The sequence below is a fragment of the Blautia glucerasea genome (assembly GCF_013304385.1).
Lineage (GTDB): Bacteria > Bacillota > Clostridia > Lachnospirales > Lachnospiraceae > Blautia_A > Blautia_A ammoniilytica.
In genome coordinates, this window is sequence record NZ_JAAITU010000017.1 from 24,097 (window position 1) to 44,880 (window position 20,784).

The window sequence follows — 20,784 nt, forward strand, 5'->3', positions numbered from 1 at the left end:
CACCTCACACTTTCTCCTGGATATTCTTACCGAATAATCCTGCCGGTTTTACAAGGAGTACAATAATCAGGACTCCAAACACAATAGCGTCTGCAACCTGAGAAGAAATATATGCTTTACTGAAGATCTCAATCACACCAAGGAGAAGTCCGCCGATCATCGCACCTGGAATGGATCCTATGCCTCCAAATACAGCAGCTACAAAAGCCTTGATACCAGGCATAGCACCTGTGTAAGGAGAAAGAGTTGGGTATGCAGAGCACATGAAAAGACCTGCAATCGCAGCCAGCCCAGAACCAATAGCAAAAGTAAGGGAGATGGTTGCATTTACATTAACACCCATCAGCTGTGCAGCATCCCGATCCTCGGAAACTGCCTGCATGGCACGTCCAGGCTTCGTCTTCTTAACAAAAAGCTGTAATCCAACCATGATCACAATACATGCAACAATGGTCAGGATCGTCATCCCCTTGATCACCAGTTCTCCACCAAACAAAGACAGAGACGGAAGATCGATCACTGTAACAAAGCTCTTCGCATCAGCGCCAAAAACCAAAAGAGCCAGGTTCTGCAGAAGATAGCTGACACCAATGGCAGTGATCAGAACTGCCAGATTAGATGATGCTTTACGGAGAGGACGATATGCAACTGCCTCGATCACAACACCCATCAATGTACAGATCACAACAGATAAAAGAATTGCCACTGCAGGTGACAGTCCGGCTTTTGTGATAGCGGTAAGGATCACAAAAGCACCAACCATGATTACATCGCCATGGGCAAAATTCAGCATCTTTGCAATTCCATACACCATAGTATAACCAAGTGCGATCATTGCGTAGATACTTCCAAGGTTTATCCCGTCTTTTAAATATACCAAAAAACTCATAACCCACCTCGTAATATGAATGATTTGTATTTTATGAGCGTGCTTGAAAATTCATTCCCGAATGTAAATAGTCTAAAGTCTTAGTCTTTCCGGAAGTAAATTTTCAGACACGCTCCAGGTCACTTTAAAGAAAATCACCAGGATTTTCTTAAATACAAGAGGGAGACGGCAATCATCTTAACCGTCTCCCCGTTTGCTTAACGGCCATTCCCTGTATATCCAGGAAAATGTCCCTGTATTTTGTTCAAAGGATTATTCATCCATGGATGCGTAAACACCATCTTTGATCACATATGCTTTTGGTGCTTTATCGCATTCGCCATCCTCTGTCCATTTTGCTTCTCCTGTAAGACCATCAATTGTGATGTTCAGCATGGACTCAGACATTGCTGCACTGATATCCTCATTGGACATATCCGGTGTGATACCTGCATCATCTGCTGCTGCCTTCATAGCATAGATCACATCATATGCATCAGCTGCAAACTGGTTCGGAACCTCACCGTTATTAGCATCACCATATGCTTTTACAAAGTTCTTGGTAGCCTCATCCTCACCTGTAGCAGCGAAAGGTGTCAGAAGCATAACGCCCTCTGCAAGGGATGTATCAAAGTTCTCAACATTCAGGATACCGTCCATACCGTCAACTCCGAAGAATTTGATATCAAGACCGATATCGCTTGCCTGCTGAAGGATCAGTGCATTGTCAGAGTAATAATTAGGAAGGAACAGAAGCTCTGCACCGCTCTTCTTAATGCTCTGAAGCTGTGCTGAGAAGTCCTGATTACTATCTGTGGTGTATTTCTGATCATCTACAAGCTCAAGACCGTATTCATCACAAGCTTCAACAAATGCATCGTGAACACCTACATTGTAATCTGCTGCTGAATCATACAGTGTAGCTACCTTTGTAGCAAGACCTTTCTCAGAAATGTACTCTGCTGATTTGGTACCCTGCATAGGATCGGTAAAGCACATACGGAATTCATTGTCGCCTCCCTCAATACTCTCTACTGCTGTAGCAGAAGGTGTAAACAGGAATGTGCTGTCAGCTGCTTCACTGGCAACAGCGATACAAGCACCGGATGTAACTGTTCCGCAAAGCATCTGCATACCCTTGTCAAGAAGATCATCATATGCATGGATGGCTTTATCAGGATCACCCTGATCATCACCTGCGTCCAGGATCTCTACCTTATATCCATTGAATCCACCATTCTCATTAATCTCATCCGCTGCGATCTTAGCTGCGTTGTAAACACCGTTACCATACTGTGCGTAATCACCGGTCATAGGTCCGATCACACCAATCTTAAAAGTCTCCTCGTCATCTGCAAATACAGATACAGGTGCAATGGATGTAACTGCCATCGCTGCGGCTGCTGTGATACTGAGTACTTTTTTCAGATTTCTCATAATAAAATCTCCTCCTTAGATTTTAAGGAAGAAGCCAGCGGGAAAACCGGATCATGTATATCTCATATATAGTCAAAAAGCCCACTGGTCCATCCAGCCGGCTTTGGCTCCCTAATGACTTTTCCTCTTTACTACTTCAATGTAGTAATTATAGCATCACATTATTTTGATTGCAAGTGATATTTTATACAAAAATCAAAAGAATCCAGGGAAATTATTTTCCCTGGATTCCAGAATTGATAATACTTATGCGATTGCAGCTTTTGCAACTTCAGCTAATGCTTTGAAGCCTTCAGCATCATTAACAGCCAGATCTGCAAGCATCTTTCTGTTGATGTCAACATTAGCAACCTTCAGGCCATGCATCATCTTGCTGTAGGATAATCCGTTCATTCTTGCTGCAGCGTTGATACGAGCGATCCACAGACTTCTGAACTGACGTTTTTTCTGTTTTCTTCCTGCATAAGAGCTTGTAAGTGCTCTCATTACAGACTGTTTTGCAATTCTATACTGTTTGGAACGGGCTCCTCTGTAGCCTTTTGCCAGTTTTAATACACGGTTATGTTTCTTCTTTGCGTTTAATCCGCCTTTAATTCTTGCCATCTCTTATTTTCCTCCTGTTCGTCGTCTTCTATCTGTATCTTATAAATATGGTAATGCTTTCTTCATGCTCTTAACATTTGTAGAATCAACAACAGTAGATTTTCTCAGATTTCTTTTTCTCTTCTGAGATTTTTTGGTTAAGATATGACTCTTGTAAGCTTTATTTCTCATTAATTTTCCTGTACCTGTCTTTTTGAAGCGCTTTGCTGCTGCTCTACATGTTTTAATTTTTGGCATTATAGTTTCCTCCTTAATTTTCGTATTATGAACTGCCCTGCGGCATAAATGCTGCTGAATTTATTTTTTCTGAGCTAAGAACATGGTCATGCTTCTGCCTTCCACTTTAGGTGCTTTCTCCACATTAGCCACTTCTTTCAACATATCTGCGAAATCATCAAGCACATGCTTGCTGGCTGACATATGAGCCATCTCTCTTCCGCGAAATCTGAGAGTTACCTTCACCCTATCGCCCTTTGAAAGAAACTTCTTTGCTGCATTGACTTTTGTCATAAGGTCGTTTGTATCGATATTCGGTGAAAGCCGCACTTCTTTAACATCAATCGTTTTCTGTTTTTTCTTGGCTTCTTTTTCTTTTCTAGCAAGTTCGTAACGGTATTTACCGTAATCAATGATCTTGCATACCGGCGGTTTAGCCTGGGGGGCAATCTTTACCAGATCAAGCCCTGCCTCCTGAGCCTTGAACATTGCTTCCTTTGCGGACATAATACCGAGCTGTGCTCCGTCCGGGCCAATCAAGCGTACTTCTCTGTCCCTGATTTGTTCGTTAATCATTAAACTGCTAATTGTAGTGCACCTCCATACCTGATAGATAAATACTAAATCACCCGCCAGCTTCCCAATTTCTCTCCGGGAAACCTTCTGCCTTAAACATGAAAAAAGTGCGGACAGAATCCACACTTCACCTATTACACAAATCACATCTTTAAATATAAGCTGTGCAATATTAACCCAAGTCGCCTGACTGCGCTAAGGTGAGAGTGTAACTCTGCTTTGTTTTCTCACGTACCCAGACAGAATACCATGTTTTCCCTTAGAAGTCAAGGACTTTTTAATAATTATTTTATAATATATCAATATACTCCCCTGCCAGAGCCTTATTCATGCTGCGGACTGCACAGAATTTACCGCACATACTGCAGGTATCACTGTGGTCATCTTCCGGCTTACGACTGTCACGGATCTGCCTTGCAGTCTCAGGATCAAGGGCACATGCATACTGAGCTTCCCAATCAAGTTTCTGCCGTGCATCTGCCATACGATCATCAATATCTCTTGCTCCCGGAATACCCTTGGCAATATCAGCTGCATGGGCTGCAATCTTGGAAGCAATGATCCCCTGCTTAACATCATCCACGTTAGGAAGAGCCAGATGCTCTGCAGGCGTTACGTAGCAAAGGAAAGCAGCTCCGCTCATAGCTGCCACTGCTCCGCCGATAGCTGCAGTAATATGGTCATATCCAGGTGCAATATCTGTTACAAGAGGCCCAAGTACATAGAAAGGTGCTCCCATACAAATGGTCTGCTGCACTTTCATATTGGCTGCTACCTGATCCAACGGCACATGTCCCGGTCCCTCTACCATAACCTGTACATTATGCGCCCATGCGCGTTTGGTCAATTCCCCAAGACGGACAAGTTCCTCAATCTGACATACGTCGGTTGCATCTGCCAGACATCCTGGACGACAAGCATCCCCAAGGGAAATGGTAACATCATATTCCTCACAGATATCAAGAATTTCATCAAAATACTCATAAAATGGATTCTCTTCTCCTGTCATGCTCATCCATGCAAAAACCAGGCTTCCGCCACGGCTTACAATATTCATTTTTCTTTTGTGATTCCGTATCTGATCAATGGTTTTCCTGGTGATCCCACAGTGCAGCGTTACAAAATCTACACCGTCCTGGGCATGAAGCCTTACAACGTCAATAAAATCCTTGGCTGTCAAAGTCGCCAGATCCCTTTGGTAATGGATCACGCTGTCATATACAGGAACCGTTCCGATCATAACAGGACATTCCTGGGTCAGCTTCTGACGGAAGGGCTGAGTATTACCATGGCTTGACAGATCCATAATCGCCTCTGCGCCCAACTTCACAGCACTCATGACCTTTTCCATCTCAATATCATAGTCTTTACAGTCGCGGGACACTCCCAGATTGACATTGATCTTTGTGCGAAGCATGCTTCCCACGCCTTCCGGATCAAGACATTTGTGATTCTTATTTGCACAGATTGCAACCTTGCCTTCCCCAACCAGCTTTCTTAATGCATCTGTTGTCATATGTTCCTTTTTTGCCACAATCTCCATTTCTTTTGTGACAATGCCTTTTCTTGCCGCATCCATCTGTGTGGTATAATTTCTCAATCTTTTTTCCTCCATAAAAAAAGCCTCTGCCATACTAAAAGCAGAGACTACTCATCCTCTTCCCTACGTTGGCATTATCCAAATCAGGTTACGGGTCAAAACGGAATCACGTTTCCTCTCAGCCGGTTTTCGCCAGCTCCCCTTTTTCATGCTCATATTATAGCGCAGCATAGATGGCTTTGCAATATTTTTACTATAATTTTCCATACATATTACATAGCAAAACGCAGATACTATCCTTGTATATACAAAGATGCCCTGCATCTAATAAAAGGAGGAATGATCATGACGATTTTAAAATGTTCAGCTGCTAACTGTGTTTATAATGACGCCCGTCAGTGTTCCAGAGGTGAGATCAATGTTATGGGTGAAAGTGCCCACATTGCAGATGAAACCTGCTGTGGAAGCTTTCAGGAAAAATCTGATGCAGCAACAAATGGTATGGAGTGCCGCTGCGGCTGCGAAAAGATCCAGATTGAATGTAAAGCCCACAACTGTGCATACAATGACAATTGCAAATGTACAGCAGCAGCTGTTGATGTAGATGGTTCCAGGGCACAGTGCTGCCATGAAACCAAATGTGGAACCTTTGCCTGTAAATGTTAAGATGTAAAAAGGCTGCAGCACAGCAGAGAGTAATTTCCTGCTGTGTCGCAGCCCTGATATTTCACAAAAAATTGACTAACGGTTCTTAAGGAAATCCGGAATCTGGATATCCTTCTTCTGCACTGTACTGGAAGGTGTCTTCGCAGTAAATGGTGTTGCATTCATAGTAGGCATACTGAAGCTTGGCATCTTAAAAGAAGATGTTGTGCTTGTCTGTGCTGCCGGTCTTTTGGCATTAAAAGATGCATTGCTGCTTCTGTTGCCAAAAGGACTGGTATTCTGCGCTGCATCACTAAGGCCTGTAGCAATAACAGTGATCCTTGCATAATCAGCAACTGAATCATCATACATTGCACCAAAGATGATATTTGCATCCTCTCCTGTAAGCTCCTGTACATAGCTGGCTGCATCATTGGCATCCATAAGGGAAATATCACCGGAAATATTAATGATAACGTGTGTAGCACCTTTAATGGTAGTCTCAAGAAGCGGAGAAGAAACAGCCTGCTGAACAGCCTCCATAGCCTTGTCATCACCTCTGGCCTCACCAATACCGATGTGTGCAATACCCTTATCTGTCATAACGGTCTGTACATCTGCAAAGTCAAGATTGATCAGTGCCGGCAGATTAATCAGGTCTGTAATACCCTGAACTGCCTGCTGAAGTACTTCATCAGCCTTACGCAGTGCCTCCGGCATAGTAGTCCGACGGTCAACGATCTCCAGTAATTTATCATTCGGGATCACGATCAGTGTATCCACTGCTTTCTTCAGATTCTCAATACCTGCAAGTGCATTGTTCATACGGGTCTTTGCTTCAAAGCGGAAAGGCTTTGTAACAACACCAACAGTAAGGATACCCATCTCCTTTGCTGCTGCTGCAATCACCGGAGCAGCTCCTGTACCGGTACCGCCACCCATACCGCAGGTAACGAAAACCATATCTGCACCTTCCATGATCTGCTTCACTTCTTCTATACTTTCCTCTGCTGCCTTCTGTCCAACCTCTGGCTGTGCACCCGCACCAAGTCCTTTGGTAATCTTTTCGCCAATCTGAAGTACAGTTGGAGCTTTGCACAGAGTTAAAGCCTGTTTATCGGTATTCACACCTACAAACTCTACCCCGCCAATGGCTTCTTCCACCATTCTGTTCACTGCATTATTACCAGCTCCACCTACGCCGATTACAATAATCTTCGCAGATGACTCTGCCTCATTTGACATAATCTCTAACAATGTACTTCCTCCTTTATTTCTATACCTGATATTCAAGTCAAGTTTATTTGTATCAAGCTACATATAGATATATCATATATTTTTTTTTTGAATTAATCAACTACTAATTTTGTTTTTTTATACTTTTTTCACGAATATTCGTCATTCCCTGCATTAGGATTAGGGCCTACATAGTTGCCCTCATGGTCATATTCACCAGTTCCTGTATAACTTCCGTCTTCCAGATATCCGCCATGCCAGTCTCCGTTGGCAGCTATACTTTCTTCGGTAGGCTTGGGTCCCACATAATTCCAGTTGGCATCATACTCGCCCTCGCCAGTATAATCTCCCTCTCCGTCATATCCGCCATGCCAGTTTTCAAGGGCATAATCCAGCTCACTTTTGGGCTTTGCGCCTACATACTTGCCATTTTCGTCATATTCCCCATCACCGGTATATTCTCCATTTTCATTATAACCGCCGGTCCAGTTCTCAGCAGTTACCGGTTCTACCTCTGCTTCAAAGGTACAATTCTTCTCCGTCTCGGTAATATTCTCCATGTGAAGGATCCCTTTCTGCCCGGAAAGCTTTGGCAGGATGGCAATCGCCCTTGTCATCTTGTCCTCCAGCAGCCTGTCTTCCCCAAGCATGACAGTAACATCCCCATAAACCAGACTGATCCTGGACTTATCATCAATCTGGATATGATCCGGCACTGTGTCATTCTTCTGAAAAATAGTTGCAAGTGCCACAGCTGTATTCAGAATCGTTTTCCCTTTCAGTGGAAGCTTTTCATTCAGGACCACCTTATCTACCTGGATCCCGTCAAAAAAAGGTACCTTCTCATCTCTGGTCTTCAGACCTTCAACAAAGACCCCGTTTCTGTCAAAATAAATATAATTATCCAGATAAGGGATGCAGCCTACTACTTTCTTTTCTTTTACACTGATACAGATGGTATCCCTGCCAGTCATGGAAACACTGTATCCCTCTACAAAAGGCATGTCGCTGACCTGCTCATTTTTATGAAAAAAGGAAGCCAGCACCGTATTGCTCATAAAGGAACCCTGCAGCGCCATCTCCTTTACCTGATCCTGGGTATAATGAGTACTGCCCATGACTTCAATAGTCCTGACCCGGAAAAAGGAAAAGAAAAAGATAATGCCTGCCAGCAGCACTGCCGCCAGGGTTCCCCAGATTATTTTTTTTGTTTTTTTATCAAACACAGACGTTTCTCCGTTATCTCCAGTTCCCATAATCCATCCTTTAAGATTCAAGAATGCCCCGGCTGTCTGCAGCTCTGCCCAGACTGATCCTGGCGCCTGCGCCAGCAAGATCCTGACAGATATGCTCATAGCCTCTGCTGATAAATGAATATCCACTGATCTTTGTGGTGCCTTTGGCACACAAGGCAGCAATCACCAAAGCGGCACCGCCCCGAAGCTCCCTGGCACTTACCTGCCTGCCATATAAAGGATATCCACCTTCTATATAAGCTTCCCTTCCGCAGATCTTTATATGTGCGCCCATCTCCACCAGTTCTCCTGCCGCCTTATAACGATCCTCAAAAATCTGTTCCCGGATCAGGCTTTTCCCGGTCACTGTAGTCAGAACTGCCATAAGCTGCGATTGCAGGTCTGTAGGAAATCCAGGATAAACATCTGTCTTAAGAAGCTTTACCGGACAGTGGATGTTCTGTCCATTGACTATTAGTTTACCACTCTTCCCTTTATATTGTCCACCCATTTTGCAATATACATCCAGAAAGGCATCCAGTTCACCTTCCGGTACATTTTCCAGTGTGATCTCACTTCTTGTGGCTGCTGCGGCACAAATATAAGTTCCTGCAACGATCCGGTCCGGAGGAATCTTCATACATCCGGCTCCTAATTCATCTTTTCCCTCTATAAAAATGCAGTCCGTTCCCTCTCCTTCGATCTGTGCGCCCATTGTTTTCAAATATCTGCAAAGCCAAAGGATTTCCGGCTCCCTGGCAGGATTTTTTATGATTGTTTTTCCTTTTGCAAGCACAGAAGCCAGAATAGCCTGTTGTGTAGCACCCACACTTCTTTTTGAGAACAATATCTGGTTTCCTAAAAGACCGGATGGAGCAATTCCCTGAATCACCTGGTCTTTTTTGATCACAGCCCCAAGCTGCCTTAGTGCATAAAAATGCAGGTCTATAGGCCTGCTGCCAATTACACAGCCTCCCGGATACCCAAGCCTTCCTTTGCCATTCCTGGCAAGCATGGCTCCAAGCAGAATAACAGATGACCGCATACGTCCTGTATACATTTCCGGTATTTCTTCTTTGTCTGCATTTGTACAGTCCATATATAGATCATGATCCTCCCACCAGGTAACTGCTCCCAGCGCCTGAAGGATTTTCTCCATACAGAAAACATCTGTGATCCTGGGACATGTCTTAAGAACACTTATGCCTCTGTGCAGCAGGGACGCTGCCATCATGGGAAGCGCCGCATTCTTTGATCCCTGTACAGAAATGGTTCCTTTTAATGGCTTACCACCCACGATACAGATGTAGTCATCCAAGCTTTTCACTCCTAAAGAGCCTCTTACCCTTTAGTATATGTAAAGAGCTGCTGTTTGTGACTGCTTACACTAAGAGCCAGACCCATTTCTCCCATCAGAAAAACCCCAGAGGTTCCTCCATAGCTGACAAAGGGCAGTGTAATGCCTGTATTTGGAATGGTATTTGTTACTACAGCAATATTCAGGATCACCTGAATAGCCATATGAGCCATGATCCCGGTGCAGATCAAGGTTCCTGCCAGATCCATACACTGGGTAGCGATCACGCACAGTCTCCAGATCAGCAGTCCGAAAATCAAAATCAATATCAATGCACCGGTAAGTCCCAGTTCTTCGCAAATAATTGAAAAAATCATATCATTCTGGGCTTCCGGCACAAATCCCAGCTTTTGTATACTGCTTCCCAGCCCTCTGCCAAACAGTCCTCCGCTTCCAATAGCATACAGCCCTTGAATGGTCTGAAAACCTTTTTCGTATTTTTCCGGATCCCGCCAGATAGCAAGACGTTCCAGACGGTAGCTTTCTGCTGCCAGAAACAACACGGCAAATGCCACACCTGCGGCACCTATGCCAAGAAAACATGCATATCTGGAGTTTGATGCAAAAATCAGCACCACTCCGATCCCAAGGATAATAATGGCTGTGCTCAGATTATTGGAGCCTACAAGTCCTACCACAGGAAGAAGCGATGCAAGGGTCCGTCCCATAAACCACAGACCGGAAGTACTGCTTTTGGTATGCTGGATCTGCCACACCAGAAAAAGGATCACTGCCACTTTTGCAAATTCTGAAGGTTGAAAAGACAATGGTCCCAGATTCAGCCACCGCCTGGAGCCATTGATCTCTTGCCCCACCACCAGCACTGCTGCTGACAAGCCTAAAGAAACTACATAGGCTGCCGGTGCCAGGCGGATAAAAAAGTGATAATCCATTCCAGCAACCAGATACATAGTCAGAAGCCCCAGGGACATAGCAAATAGCTGTTTCTTAAAATAATAGGCAGAGTCGCCGAAACGTACTCTGCCATTATATTCACTGGTTGAGAAAAGCATGGTCAATCCAAAGACCGCAAGGATCAGCACCAGCGTAAGTAAAATCCCGTCTGCTTCTGAATAGCCCTGTTTCTTTCCGGATGCCATAAAATCTCCTGGATCATTCTTTTATTTAAAGATATGAAACAAGCTCCTTAAATATGTCACCTCTCTGCTCATAATTATCAAACTGTCCCCAGCTTGCACAGGCAGGTGAAAGAAGCACTGCATCACCTGGCTCTGCCTTTTGTGCACATACCTTAACTGCTTCCTTCAGGTCTTCACACAGGATGATCTGATGGAAACCATTCTTCTTTGCAGCCTCTTTGATCTTCTCCTTTGTCTGTCCGATCAACACCAGGTACTTCACTTTACCATCAAATGCCTGGATCCATTCATCATAAGTAGATCCTTTATCATAGCCGCCGCCGATCAGCAATGTAGGACGGTTCATCGCCCTGATCCCACGAATGGCAGCGTCCGGATTAGTTCCCTTGGAATCATTATAATATGCAACACCGTTTTTCTCAGTCACATATTCGATCCTGTGAGGAACTGCAGTAAACTCACACACACTTTTACGGATACTGTCAATATCTACGCCGTCATACCATGCCATAGCAACTGCTGCCATCACATTTTCAAAATTATGTTGTCCCAAAAGCTTCAGGTCTCCTGTTTTTACAACCTGGATCTCTTCTTTGTCTGTACGAAGTGTGATCATATCCCCATCCAGGCAGATACCCTTTGAAAGCTTTCTCACACTAGAGAAATAAACCACCTCCGGTACAATGTTTTCGCCAAACTTACGAAGGACCGGATCCTCATAATTCAGTACGCATACATCCTTTGGTCCCTGATTCTTAGTGAGCAGCTCCTTCACCCGGATATATTCTTCCATAGTGTGATGACGGTTCAGATGATCCTCAGTAATATTCAGGATCGCACTTACATGAGGGGCAAAATCCTGGATCGTCTCCAGCTGGAAGCTGCTGATCTCAGCTACAGTAATGCTATCTTCCTTCATCATTGGTGCTTTTAATGTATAAGGTGTACCAATATTTCCAACAACAAAAACAGAAGGACGGGCATCTGCCATAATCTTGCCCAGAAGTGCAGTGGTAGTGGTTTTGCCATTAGTGCCAGTAATCGCAAGAACCTGCCCTTTTCCTGTCTGGTACGCCAGTTCTACCTCGCCCCATACCGGCAGCCCCTGTGCATAAAAGCTTTTTACAAGGGGAAGGTCAGTAGGAACCCCAGGACTAAGTACAGCCAGATCCAGACTCTTTTGTACTTCACCAGGCAGTTCTCCTGTATACACCTGCACCGGTGTATCTGCTCCGACTTTATGTATGATCTCCTCTTTGTCAATATCTGCTTTTCCATCAAAAATAACTGGGAGAGCACCTGCTTTTACAAGAAGCTGCGCAGCTCCTATCCCGCTTTTTCCTGTACCGAAAACAAGAACTTTTTTTCCTTTTAAATCCACGACTTTCTCCTCCTTAAAGCGCCAGCAGTCCGATCAGGCACATAATTGCCGTAATAATTGAAAAAACTGCTACAACTCTGGTTTCAGACCATCCGCCAAGTTCAAAATGATGGTGGATCGGGGTCATTCTGAAGATTCTCTTCCCGTGAGTTGCCTTAAAATAAGTAACCTGGATCATAACTGAAAGAACCTCTACCAGATAGATCAGGCCTACGATCAGAATAAACAAAGGCATCTGCATCATGTAAGCACAGCCTGCCACAAATCCGCCCAATGCAAGGGAACCTGTATCTCCCATAAACACCTTCGCAGGATACACATTGTAAAGCAGAAATCCCATCAGACCACCCACTACCGCACAGGTAAAAGGCTCGATCCCGGACTTCAGCCCAATGGAAACCACAGTAAAAAACACTGCAACGATCAGTGTAACGCTGGAAGCCAGACCGTCAACACCGTCTGTAAAATTCACCCCGTTTACAGTACCGATCACAGCAAAGAACAGAAGTGGCACTGCCAGCCAGCCCAAATCCAGATAATGTCCGCTCCAGAACGGGATCCGCATAGTCAGTGAAATATCTGTATAATTTAAAATATAGAAGGTAAAAATCCCTGTAACAACCACCTGCAAAATCAGCTTCTGCCATGCCAGAAGTCCATCTGACCTGCGTAGCACAACCTTCAGATAATCGTCCAGAAATCCGATCAGTCCAAAGCCTAATGTAAGAAAAAGCACAGGAATGATCTTGGGATAATCCTTTACATAAAACAGAGCCGTGATCACTGTGGATACAAGAAACATCACGCCTCCCATGGTAGGTGTCCCTGCCTTCTTCAGATGGGACTGTACGCCTTCTACTCTTTCTGTCTGTCCCATTTTCAGCTTTTTAAGAAAAGGAATCACAACAGGGCCTAATAATGCACTGATTCCAAAGGAAATCAGCACGGGAATCACAACTTGAAAATCCATTTCACACCTCTTATTTCTTTCGTCTTTTTTAAACCATTTTATAGTATACGGCTTTTTCACCTATTTATCAAGACTGTAGCTGCATTCTATACCCAGATAGGGCAGAACATTCTCAAAAATCCGTCGGATCACAGGTGCAGCTATGGTGCCTCCATAATACATTCCCTGAGGATTATGAATAATGCAAAGTCCCAGAACAATGGGCTCTTCTGCTGGTGCAAAGCCAAGAAAAGAAGAAATATATCGGTTGGCACTTCTGGGAAGAGTCTGTGAGGTAGCTGTTTTCCCTCCGATAGAATAGCCCTCAATCTTTGCATTTTTTCCGGAGCCTTCTGATACCACCTTTTCCAGAATGTTCCGTACCCGCCTGGAGGTTGCTTCTGACAGGATCCCCTGCTCCACCGGATAAGAAAGCTCTTTGATATTTCTCCCATCCGGACTTTGTACTGCCACCGCAAAATGAGGAGTCACCCTTTTCCCACCGTTGATGATCCCGCTTACCGTTGCTGCCAGCTGGATGGGCGTGATCTGAAAAGACTGTCCAAAGGACACAGTAGCCAGTTCTACATTTCCCATTTTGTTTTTCTGATGCATGATGGTTCCTGCTTCACCAGGCAGGTCGATTCCTGTTTTTTTCAAAAGACCAAACTGTTTGAAATATTTGTAATAATTATCCACTCCCAGCCGCAGGCCAACTTCAATAAAAACCGGGTTACAGGAATTTTCTGCTCCCTGGACAAAATTCTGTGAGCCATGCCCTCTACGGTTGGCGCAATGGATCCTTCGGTCATCTACCAGCTTATATCCTGGGCAATAAAAGGAATCTTCTTCTTTAACCACTCCTTCCTCCAATCCAGCTGCCATTGTAATGATCTTGAAGGTAGAACCAGGTTCATAGGTATCATTCAGGCATGGATTTCTCCACATCTGGTTCAACAGATCCTGCTTTTCCTGCTGGCTAAGGCCAGATGTATCCTGTTCCGTATTCAGTTCAAAGGGTTGGTTCAAATCAAATTCCGGCACATTGACACAGGCATAGATTTCACCGTTCTGAGGATTCATCAAAAGGATGGATACTCTGTCCGCCTGTTTTTCCTCCATCACCTTCTGTGCCGCCTGCTGCACATATTCCTGGATACTGGCATCCAGACTGATCCGAAGATCCTGCCCTGCCACCGGTTCCTTTCTTTTTTCTCCTTTATCTGTAAGTTCCACTCCCCTGGCATCTGTAACCGTCAGGATTTTCCCATTTTCTCCCCTTAATACATCCTCATATTTTACTTCCAGCCCGATGATTCCCTGATTGTCCCCACCTGTAAAGCCAAGTACTTTGGAAGCCAGGTCTCCATAGGGATACCACCGTTTGTAATCCTCATCCACCTTCACTCCCTCCAGCTGGCACTCACGGATCTGATCCCCTATTTCCTTGTCAACATTTGTACGGATCCTTTCTATAGAAGAAACCTTTTCCACTTGTTTCCGCACCTGACCCGGATCCATGGAAAGCTTTTCTGCCAGTACCCGGATCACCTTTTCCGGTTCTTTGATCTGATTGTGGATCACAGAAATAGTACACACTGTCCGGTTATCCGCCAGTACCTTTCCAGCTGCATCCAGGATCTTTCCCCGTTCTGCCTTAATATCCCGCTCCCTTTCATGAAGATCCTCTGCTTTCCTGTAATAATGATCTGACAAAAAGCCCATCAGACACACCAGACGTATCATCAATCCAAGCAGCAGAATACTGCAGATGGAAAGGACCAGCCACACTTTTTTCCTGTGAAAGGTCAGACTTTTTTTCACAAATATCCTTTCCGGGCTTTCCCTGTTCTATTGTAACCGCTATATCAGGACATAAAAAACCCTGCCAGAACTGTCATATTAATATATGAACAGTCCTGGCAGGGTTATCACTTTTCTTATTCCAGACCAGCCTCTTCGTTGGTCAGTCCTTCGCTTTCCATATCATTGTCCTGTGCAGTCTTAGAATCTCCGTCCAGAGGAGCCGGAATGCTTGTATCCGATACAGCTTCCTGCAAACCACTGCCATCACCTGCTCCATCAAGATTATCTGACTTAATATATTCTCCATTCTCATCAATCTGATAGCTTCCATCTGCATTGAGAAGATAACCATTTTCATCGATACGGTTGCCATCCCAGTCGATCAGATTGCCATTGCCGTCCACCAGATTGCCATTTTCATCCAGAGAACTTTCCGTATTATTTGAAAGATATCCCTGAAAGCCTTCCCACAGTTCTGTAACCGGCGTTTCTCCATCAGAAGCCTCGTCCGGTGCTACATTCAGATAAGGAAGCAGCTCGGAAAGGATTCCCTGTGCAATATACTGTGCATAGGTACTGGTTGCCTGATCCTCTGCGTTTGGCTCATCCACAACCACGTAGATCACAACCGCAGGATCATCCACAGGGGCGAATCCTATAAAGGAAACCAGGTACTTCTTATTTCCACGGGGAAACTTCTCTGCTGTACCTGTCTTACCACCGGAACTGTAACCCTGAACCCTTGATGTCTGACTGGTACCACGAAGCACACTCTGGTGCATATAGCTGCGGATATCTGTAGAAATATTAGAGGAAATGGTCTGTTTCATCAGAACCGGATTCACGGTTTTTATCACACTTCCATTGCTGTCCTTGATCTTTGTCACAAGATGAGGCTGATAATAATATCCACCATTCACAACGGAGCACATAGCATTGATCTCCTGAAGCATGGTACAGGTAAATCCTTGTCCGAATGCAGAGCAGGCAAGTTCAGTCTCGCCCATCGTATCTGTAGTATGGATAATACCTGTTCCTTCGTTTGGCAGGTCAATGCCTGTCCTGGATCCAAAATTAAATACACTTTGTGCTTTGATAAACTGCTCACTGCCCATAGCTGCAGCGATCTGCATCATACCGTCATTACAGGAGTTTGCAATAACATCTGCCAGCGTCTCTGTACCGTGGGCATTCGGCCATACCGCACACTTAATAAAAGTATCTGTACCAAAGGCCTGGCCTCCATCACATACAAAAGTATCCGAAGTGCTGATCTTGCCTTTTTCCAGTGCTGAAGCCATAACTATAGGCTTTATAACAGAACCGGGCTCATAAGCATCTGTTACGCAGAAATTACTCCACATGGCATTTAATGCCTCTACTGTCTCTTCATCATTCATTCCTTTGATCTCGTCCTTGGTATAAAGCTGGGAAAGATCTCTGGGTTCGTTCAGATCATACCGGTCTCCACCATCCATGGCAATGATCTCTCCGTTGGAAGGATCTTCCACGATCACGCCTACATTCTTTGCTCCCATCCGTTCATTGAAAGCATTCACATATTTTTCCACGATCTGCTGTGCTCCCATGTCCAGACTAAGTTCCAAACTGTTGCCATTGCTAGGCTCAATAATGGTTTGTTCCACATCGGAGCTGCTATTAAAATAGCCATATTGACGGCCGTCTACTCCATTCAGGGTACTGTTGTAGTAGCCCTCGATGCCGCTGTCTGCCACATCCCTTTCCAATGTAAATCCAATAGTATCACAGGCAGATTCATTATATGGATAAATTCTCAGATAATCCTCTTCAAACCATACGCCCTGTACATTATTTTTTTCCTGGATCTGCTCTTTCGAAAGATCACTTTCCTCAGGAATGGATTTGTAGTCCTCAAAAGCCTTTTTATCATCCATGGAAATCTGCTTCTTGATGATCTGATACTGGCTGTTCTTGGTACTTTCTGCTGTAAGACGGGTACGGATCTCTCCCTCTTCAATCCCAAGCACGCTGGTCAGCGCACGAACGGTGGGCTCCACATAATCCTCATTTTCATTTACTGCCTTGCAATCCAGGATCACATTATAAACCTTATTACTGGTAGCCAGGATATTCCCGTTCCGGTCGTAGATATCTCCTCGCTTTGCAGGCATCACCCTGCTTTCATATTTTTGTTGTGCCTGGCTTAGTACCTGTTTTTTGTATTTGTTCCCGCTTGTTGCATTAATGTATGTGATTCTCATTGCTAATGCAAAAAAAGCTCCTATCACTATTGCAAACAGTAATATCAGCTTCTTCCGCATAACATAATTAATTTTTTTCTCTGGTCTTTTTTTCCTTCTTTTGTCCATGTTGCTCAATAGATCACCTGCCTTGCTTTCTAATCAGTTGGATACCAGTACAGTGAATATTAAGTAATCACCATATTGACTTGTCTTAATTTTCACTGCACTAGGAAGCGTCTGTTAAGGCACATCCTGATATTGCCGTACATAGCTCCCCCCCTCAACACTATAAGTCATCACCTGATCATCAGACGGATTTTTCATTCCAAGTCGTCCGATGGCAATCTTCTTGATCTTATCCAGGTCTACATTGGAAGTAACCTCACTGTAGTAAGCATCATTATCCTCTTTCAACTGAGCCAGTTCTGATTCCAGAGATGCCACCTGACTGATCTTCCTTGTATAATCTGACTTCAGCCTCAGATAATTGATACAGCAAAACAGGACTGCTGTGGATACAACCGCAATGAAAACAACAAACTTCCGGTTCATGCTCATCGCTTTTGCCCTGTTCTTCTTTGCCTCTTTACTAAGTGTACGCTGCCTTTCCTGAGTTCGGGGGCTTGCTGCCACTTTGGCAGGCTGCCTTGCAGGACGCTGTGCCGGAGGATAATATCTCCGCTCTGGCACTTCCTGAAGCTTGCGTGCTGCACTTCCGTCTATATATACCCCTCTGGGATTTCTGGCGCTATTCATATTTCTTCTTGCTGTAGTAGGTCTGTTTGCCGCCATTTTATTTCCCCTCTAACTTACTGTCTGACTAACTTCTGCTTCGCTCAAAAATCCGCAGCTTTGCACTTTTGGAACGTGGATTCTCTTCCATCTCTTCCTCACTTGGAAGAATAGGCTTTCTTGTGATCACTTGTCCCTTTGATTTTTTTCCACATACACATACCGGAAAATCCGGTGGACATGTACATGGATTTTCATTCTTTCTGAATATGGTCTTAACGATCCTGTCTTCCAGAGAATGGAAGGTGATAATGCAGATCCTTCCTCCATCATTCAGAAGATCGATCATACCATCCAGAGAATCTCTCAATACATCCAGTTCTTTATTCAGTTCTATACGAATCGCCTGGAAAGTACGCTTGGCAGGATGGCCTCCTGTTGCCTGTATCTTCATGGGAATCGCTCCGCGGATAATCTCCGTCAGTTCCCCAGTTGTGGCGATAGGCTTCTTTTCCCTTGCTGCCACAATATGCTTTGCAATATTCTTTGCAAATTTATCTTCCCCGTAGTCTCTGATGATACGGTAAAGTTCTTTTTCTTCATAACCGTTGACGATGTCTGATGCGGTCTGGCTCTGCCTCTGATCCATTCTCATGTCCAGTGGAGCATCTACCCTGTAGGTAAATCCTCGCTCTTCATTGTCCAGCTGATAAGAGGATACTCCAAGATCCAGCAGGATTCCGTCTACCCCGTAAATTCCCCGGGCAGAAAGTTCCTGTCCCATGTAACAATAATTGCTGCGAATGATTGTCGCCTGTTTGTAGGCGCCCAGCCTTTCACTCGCAGCAATTATTGCATCTTGGTCTTGATCTATACCAATAAATCTCCCCTTGGCAGAAAGTTTTTCACATACCCTGCAGGCATGTCCCGCACCTCCTAAAGTCCCATCCACATAGGTTCCATCAGGCTTTACCCTTAAGCCGTCAACAGCCTCTTCCAGTAATACAGATTTGTGTTTGAATTCCATTTCCGTCTCCTGTTGGATTTGTCCTTAGAACTGCCTTATATAACGATTCCCATTTCCTGCATGCCTTCTGCAATGCTGTCCATGTCGTCATAATTGCAGTTTTCATTCCATTTTTCTTTGCTCCAGACTTCGATCCTGTTAAGATTTCCAGTCAGAACCACATCTTTATCCAGACCAGCAAACTCCCTTAAGGTCTGTGGTACAAGGATTCTCCCCTGCTTGTCCAGCTCACATGTGGTGGCTCCTGCCACAAAGAATCTTGAAAAGGTTCTTGCGTTCTTGTTCGTAAGTGGTAATGCTCTGAGTTTTGTTTCAAAGGCTTCCCATTCATCCATAGGATATATAGAAAGACAACCATCCAGTCCCTTGGTCAGAACAAACTCTTCCCCTAAGAGTTCTCTGAACTTAGAAGGGATAATCAGCCGCCCCTTCGCATCGATTGTGTGGTTGTATTCTCCCATGAACATATTTACTCACCTACTCTCGGGAAATACGAGTCTCCCCTTCGTATTTCCGGGATGCGGATGGAACTGTCTGCCACAATGCCCCCATTCGCCTCCACTATTCTCCACTTTCTACCACTTATGGGTTTATTCTAAACCATTTAGATGAAAAACGCAAGTAGGAATCCTTATTTTTTAGCTGGACCACCTGTAAAATATTTCCATGCAACAGAAAAAAAGTGGGTACTCTCCACATTCCTGTGAACAGTTACCCACTCTATGATCATTCTATTTCTTCAGCCAGCATGGCTGCATTCATGAACCGGTCAAGCTTCCGGCTCATTTCCAGATTCTTCAGCAGATCCTGACGGCACCGGATCTGTCTGTCCAGCTTCTTTTGCAGCTTCTGCATCCGGATCTTCAGGATTCTCTTTCGTATGCGTCTCAGATAAGAGGTCATCCGCTTCCAGGGAATCATGTCCTTCTGCTTCTCGGGCAGCTTTTTCTTCTGCTTCATAATCTTCCTCTCTTCTACGTTTTTTTACTTTTGCACGTTTCTTCGCCATTGTCCTGCGTACCATTCCCATGATCCCACATAATACAAACAGTATCACAGAGATCACCATGGAAACAGAAATACCTGTCCCTGGTATCACCAGCTTGTCTGTACGGATCCACTCCAGCAGAAATCTCCCCAGTCCGTAACCTGTAAGATATCTAAGAAAGATCTCCCCCTGGAAGCTTTTTCTCCTCTTCCACACAAGGAGAAGAAGGAACAACACCAGGCACCATGCGCTTTCGTAAAAAAAAGCAGGATGTACCTGAACAAAGGAAACTCCGTTTACAGTCACAAGATTTTCCCGCATAGCCGCACTGACCTGGCTGCTTCGTACTGAAGATAAAGGAAGCTGCATGGCAAGAACCGAATTGGTATATTCCCCAAAGGATTCCCTGTTAAAAAAATCTCCCCATCTTCCTATTATCTGTGCCACTACCAGTCCCATACAGGCAGTATCTGCCATTTTCATAAAGGAGAGCCTGCGTATTCCACAGTAAATAGCAGCCCCCAGCATGCCGCCTAACAAACCGCCGTAAAAAGCCATTCCTCCATTCCGGATATTAAAGATCTCCAGAATATTGTCTTTATAAAGATCCCAGGAAAATCCCACATAAAAAAGCCGCGCACCTATCAGGCCAAAGATCACAGCTGTGATCATCATTCCAACGTAAGCATCCTGATTTTCATTTCTGCGTTTTGCTTCAAGAACAATAAAAGCAAGTCCTGCAAGCATCCCCAATGCAAGGAGCATCCCTCCGAAGGTGATCTCAAAGCCGAATATCCGTACAGATCTGCCCACATATCCAAGTTCCACCCCAAGATTAGGAAAACGAATCATCATATCCATAT

The 20,784-nt window shown here is 44.6% G+C and carries 19 protein-coding genes; 1 reads left to right on the forward strand and 18 read right to left on the reverse strand.

What is annotated here, in order from left to right; translation table 11 throughout:
- Positions 1 to 4: 4 nt before the first annotated feature.
- From G5B11_RS08490 to thiC, 6 genes are all read right to left on the reverse strand, one after another.
- Positions 5 to 889, reverse strand: a complete 885-nt coding sequence (locus G5B11_RS08490) for a branched-chain amino acid ABC transporter permease (RefSeq protein WP_158421858.1) — start codon at positions 887 to 889, stop codon at positions 5 to 7.
- A gap of 252 nt (positions 890 to 1,141) precedes the next feature.
- The gene (locus G5B11_RS08495; RefSeq protein ID WP_158421857.1) at positions 1,142 to 2,305 is read right to left on the reverse strand and encodes an ABC transporter substrate-binding protein; all 1,164 of its coding nucleotides are present in this window, start codon (positions 2,303 to 2,305) and stop codon (positions 1,142 to 1,144) included.
- A 246-nt stretch (positions 2,306 to 2,551) separates the two neighbouring features.
- Positions 2,552 to 2,908 carry a 50S ribosomal protein L20 gene (rplT, locus tag G5B11_RS08500; RefSeq protein WP_158421856.1) on the reverse strand — a complete coding sequence of 119 codons (357 nt, stop codon included), beginning with the start codon at positions 2,906 to 2,908 and terminating at the stop codon, positions 2,552 to 2,554.
- A gap of 39 nt (positions 2,909 to 2,947) precedes the next feature.
- Positions 2,948 to 3,145, reverse strand: a complete 198-nt coding sequence (gene rpmI / locus G5B11_RS08505; RefSeq protein WP_158421855.1) for a 50S ribosomal protein L35 — start codon at positions 3,143 to 3,145, stop codon at positions 2,948 to 2,950.
- Between the two features lie 60 nt (positions 3,146 to 3,205).
- Positions 3,206 to 3,700: a translation initiation factor IF-3 gene (gene infC / locus G5B11_RS08510; RefSeq protein WP_158421854.1), complete on the reverse strand. Its 495-nt coding sequence runs from the start codon at positions 3,698 to 3,700 to the stop codon at positions 3,206 to 3,208.
- Between the two features lie 289 nt (positions 3,701 to 3,989).
- Positions 3,990 to 5,300 (reverse strand): phosphomethylpyrimidine synthase ThiC, encoded by a 1,311-nt coding sequence (thiC, locus tag G5B11_RS08515; RefSeq protein ID WP_158421881.1) that lies wholly within the window; start codon positions 5,298 to 5,300, stop codon positions 3,990 to 3,992.
- Positions 5,301 to 5,585: 285 nt separating this feature from the next.
- Between thiC and G5B11_RS08520 the strand changes: the two genes are divergently transcribed.
- Positions 5,586 to 5,906: a DUF1540 domain-containing protein gene (locus G5B11_RS08520; protein ID WP_158421853.1), complete on the forward strand. Its 321-nt coding sequence runs from the start codon at positions 5,586 to 5,588 to the stop codon at positions 5,904 to 5,906.
- Positions 5,907 to 5,981: 75 nt separating this feature from the next.
- Here G5B11_RS08520 and ftsZ read toward each other — a convergent pair whose 3' ends face one another.
- The 12 genes from ftsZ to lgt form a co-directional block, all read right to left on the reverse strand.
- On the reverse strand, positions 5,982 to 7,130 hold the full coding sequence (gene ftsZ / locus G5B11_RS08525) for a cell division protein FtsZ (protein WP_158421880.1): 1,149 nt from the start codon (positions 7,128 to 7,130) through the stop codon (positions 5,982 to 5,984).
- A 140-nt stretch (positions 7,131 to 7,270) separates the two neighbouring features.
- Positions 7,271 to 8,377: a cell division protein FtsQ/DivIB gene (locus G5B11_RS08530; protein WP_173727635.1), complete on the reverse strand. Its 1,107-nt coding sequence runs from the start codon at positions 8,375 to 8,377 to the stop codon at positions 7,271 to 7,273.
- A 10-nt stretch (positions 8,378 to 8,387) separates the two neighbouring features.
- The gene (murA, locus tag G5B11_RS08535) at positions 8,388 to 9,683 is read right to left on the reverse strand and encodes a UDP-N-acetylglucosamine 1-carboxyvinyltransferase (RefSeq protein ID WP_173727637.1); all 1,296 of its coding nucleotides are present in this window, start codon (positions 9,681 to 9,683) and stop codon (positions 8,388 to 8,390) included.
- 14 nt (positions 9,684 to 9,697) lie between these two features.
- Positions 9,698 to 10,813 (reverse strand): FtsW/RodA/SpoVE family cell cycle protein, encoded by a 1,116-nt coding sequence (locus tag G5B11_RS08540; protein WP_173727638.1) that lies wholly within the window; start codon positions 10,811 to 10,813, stop codon positions 9,698 to 9,700.
- 25 nt (positions 10,814 to 10,838) lie between these two features.
- Complete coding sequence (gene murD / locus G5B11_RS08545; RefSeq protein WP_173727640.1) at positions 10,839 to 12,194, reverse strand: UDP-N-acetylmuramoyl-L-alanine--D-glutamate ligase; 1,356 nt, start codon at positions 12,192 to 12,194, stop codon at positions 10,839 to 10,841.
- Between the two features lie 13 nt (positions 12,195 to 12,207).
- Entirely contained in the window at positions 12,208 to 13,164 is a 957-nt protein-coding gene (gene mraY / locus G5B11_RS08550; RefSeq protein ID WP_158421848.1) for a phospho-N-acetylmuramoyl-pentapeptide-transferase, read from the reverse strand.
- 60 nt (positions 13,165 to 13,224) lie between these two features.
- Entirely contained in the window at positions 13,225 to 14,967 is a 1,743-nt protein-coding gene (locus tag G5B11_RS08555) for a peptidoglycan D,D-transpeptidase FtsI family protein (protein WP_330603104.1), read from the reverse strand.
- A gap of 116 nt (positions 14,968 to 15,083) precedes the next feature.
- Entirely contained in the window at positions 15,084 to 17,300 is a 2,217-nt protein-coding gene (locus G5B11_RS08560) for a peptidoglycan D,D-transpeptidase FtsI family protein (protein WP_244092951.1), read from the reverse strand.
- 114 nt (positions 17,301 to 17,414) lie between these two features.
- The gene (locus tag G5B11_RS08565) at positions 17,415 to 17,966 is read right to left on the reverse strand and encodes a septum formation initiator family protein (protein WP_158421846.1); all 552 of its coding nucleotides are present in this window, start codon (positions 17,964 to 17,966) and stop codon (positions 17,415 to 17,417) included.
- Between the two features lie 28 nt (positions 17,967 to 17,994).
- Positions 17,995 to 18,933: a 16S rRNA (cytosine(1402)-N(4))-methyltransferase RsmH gene (gene rsmH, locus G5B11_RS08570; protein WP_158421845.1), complete on the reverse strand. Its 939-nt coding sequence runs from the start codon at positions 18,931 to 18,933 to the stop codon at positions 17,995 to 17,997.
- Between the two features lie 35 nt (positions 18,934 to 18,968).
- Positions 18,969 to 19,400 carry a division/cell wall cluster transcriptional repressor MraZ gene (gene mraZ / locus G5B11_RS08575; protein ID WP_158421844.1) on the reverse strand — a complete coding sequence of 144 codons (432 nt, stop codon included), beginning with the start codon at positions 19,398 to 19,400 and terminating at the stop codon, positions 18,969 to 18,971.
- A gap of 302 nt (positions 19,401 to 19,702) precedes the next feature.
- Positions 19,703 to 20,776, reverse strand: a complete 1,074-nt coding sequence (gene lgt, locus G5B11_RS08580; protein WP_244092952.1) for a prolipoprotein diacylglyceryl transferase — start codon at positions 20,774 to 20,776, stop codon at positions 19,703 to 19,705.
- Positions 20,777 to 20,784: the final 8 nt, after the last annotated feature.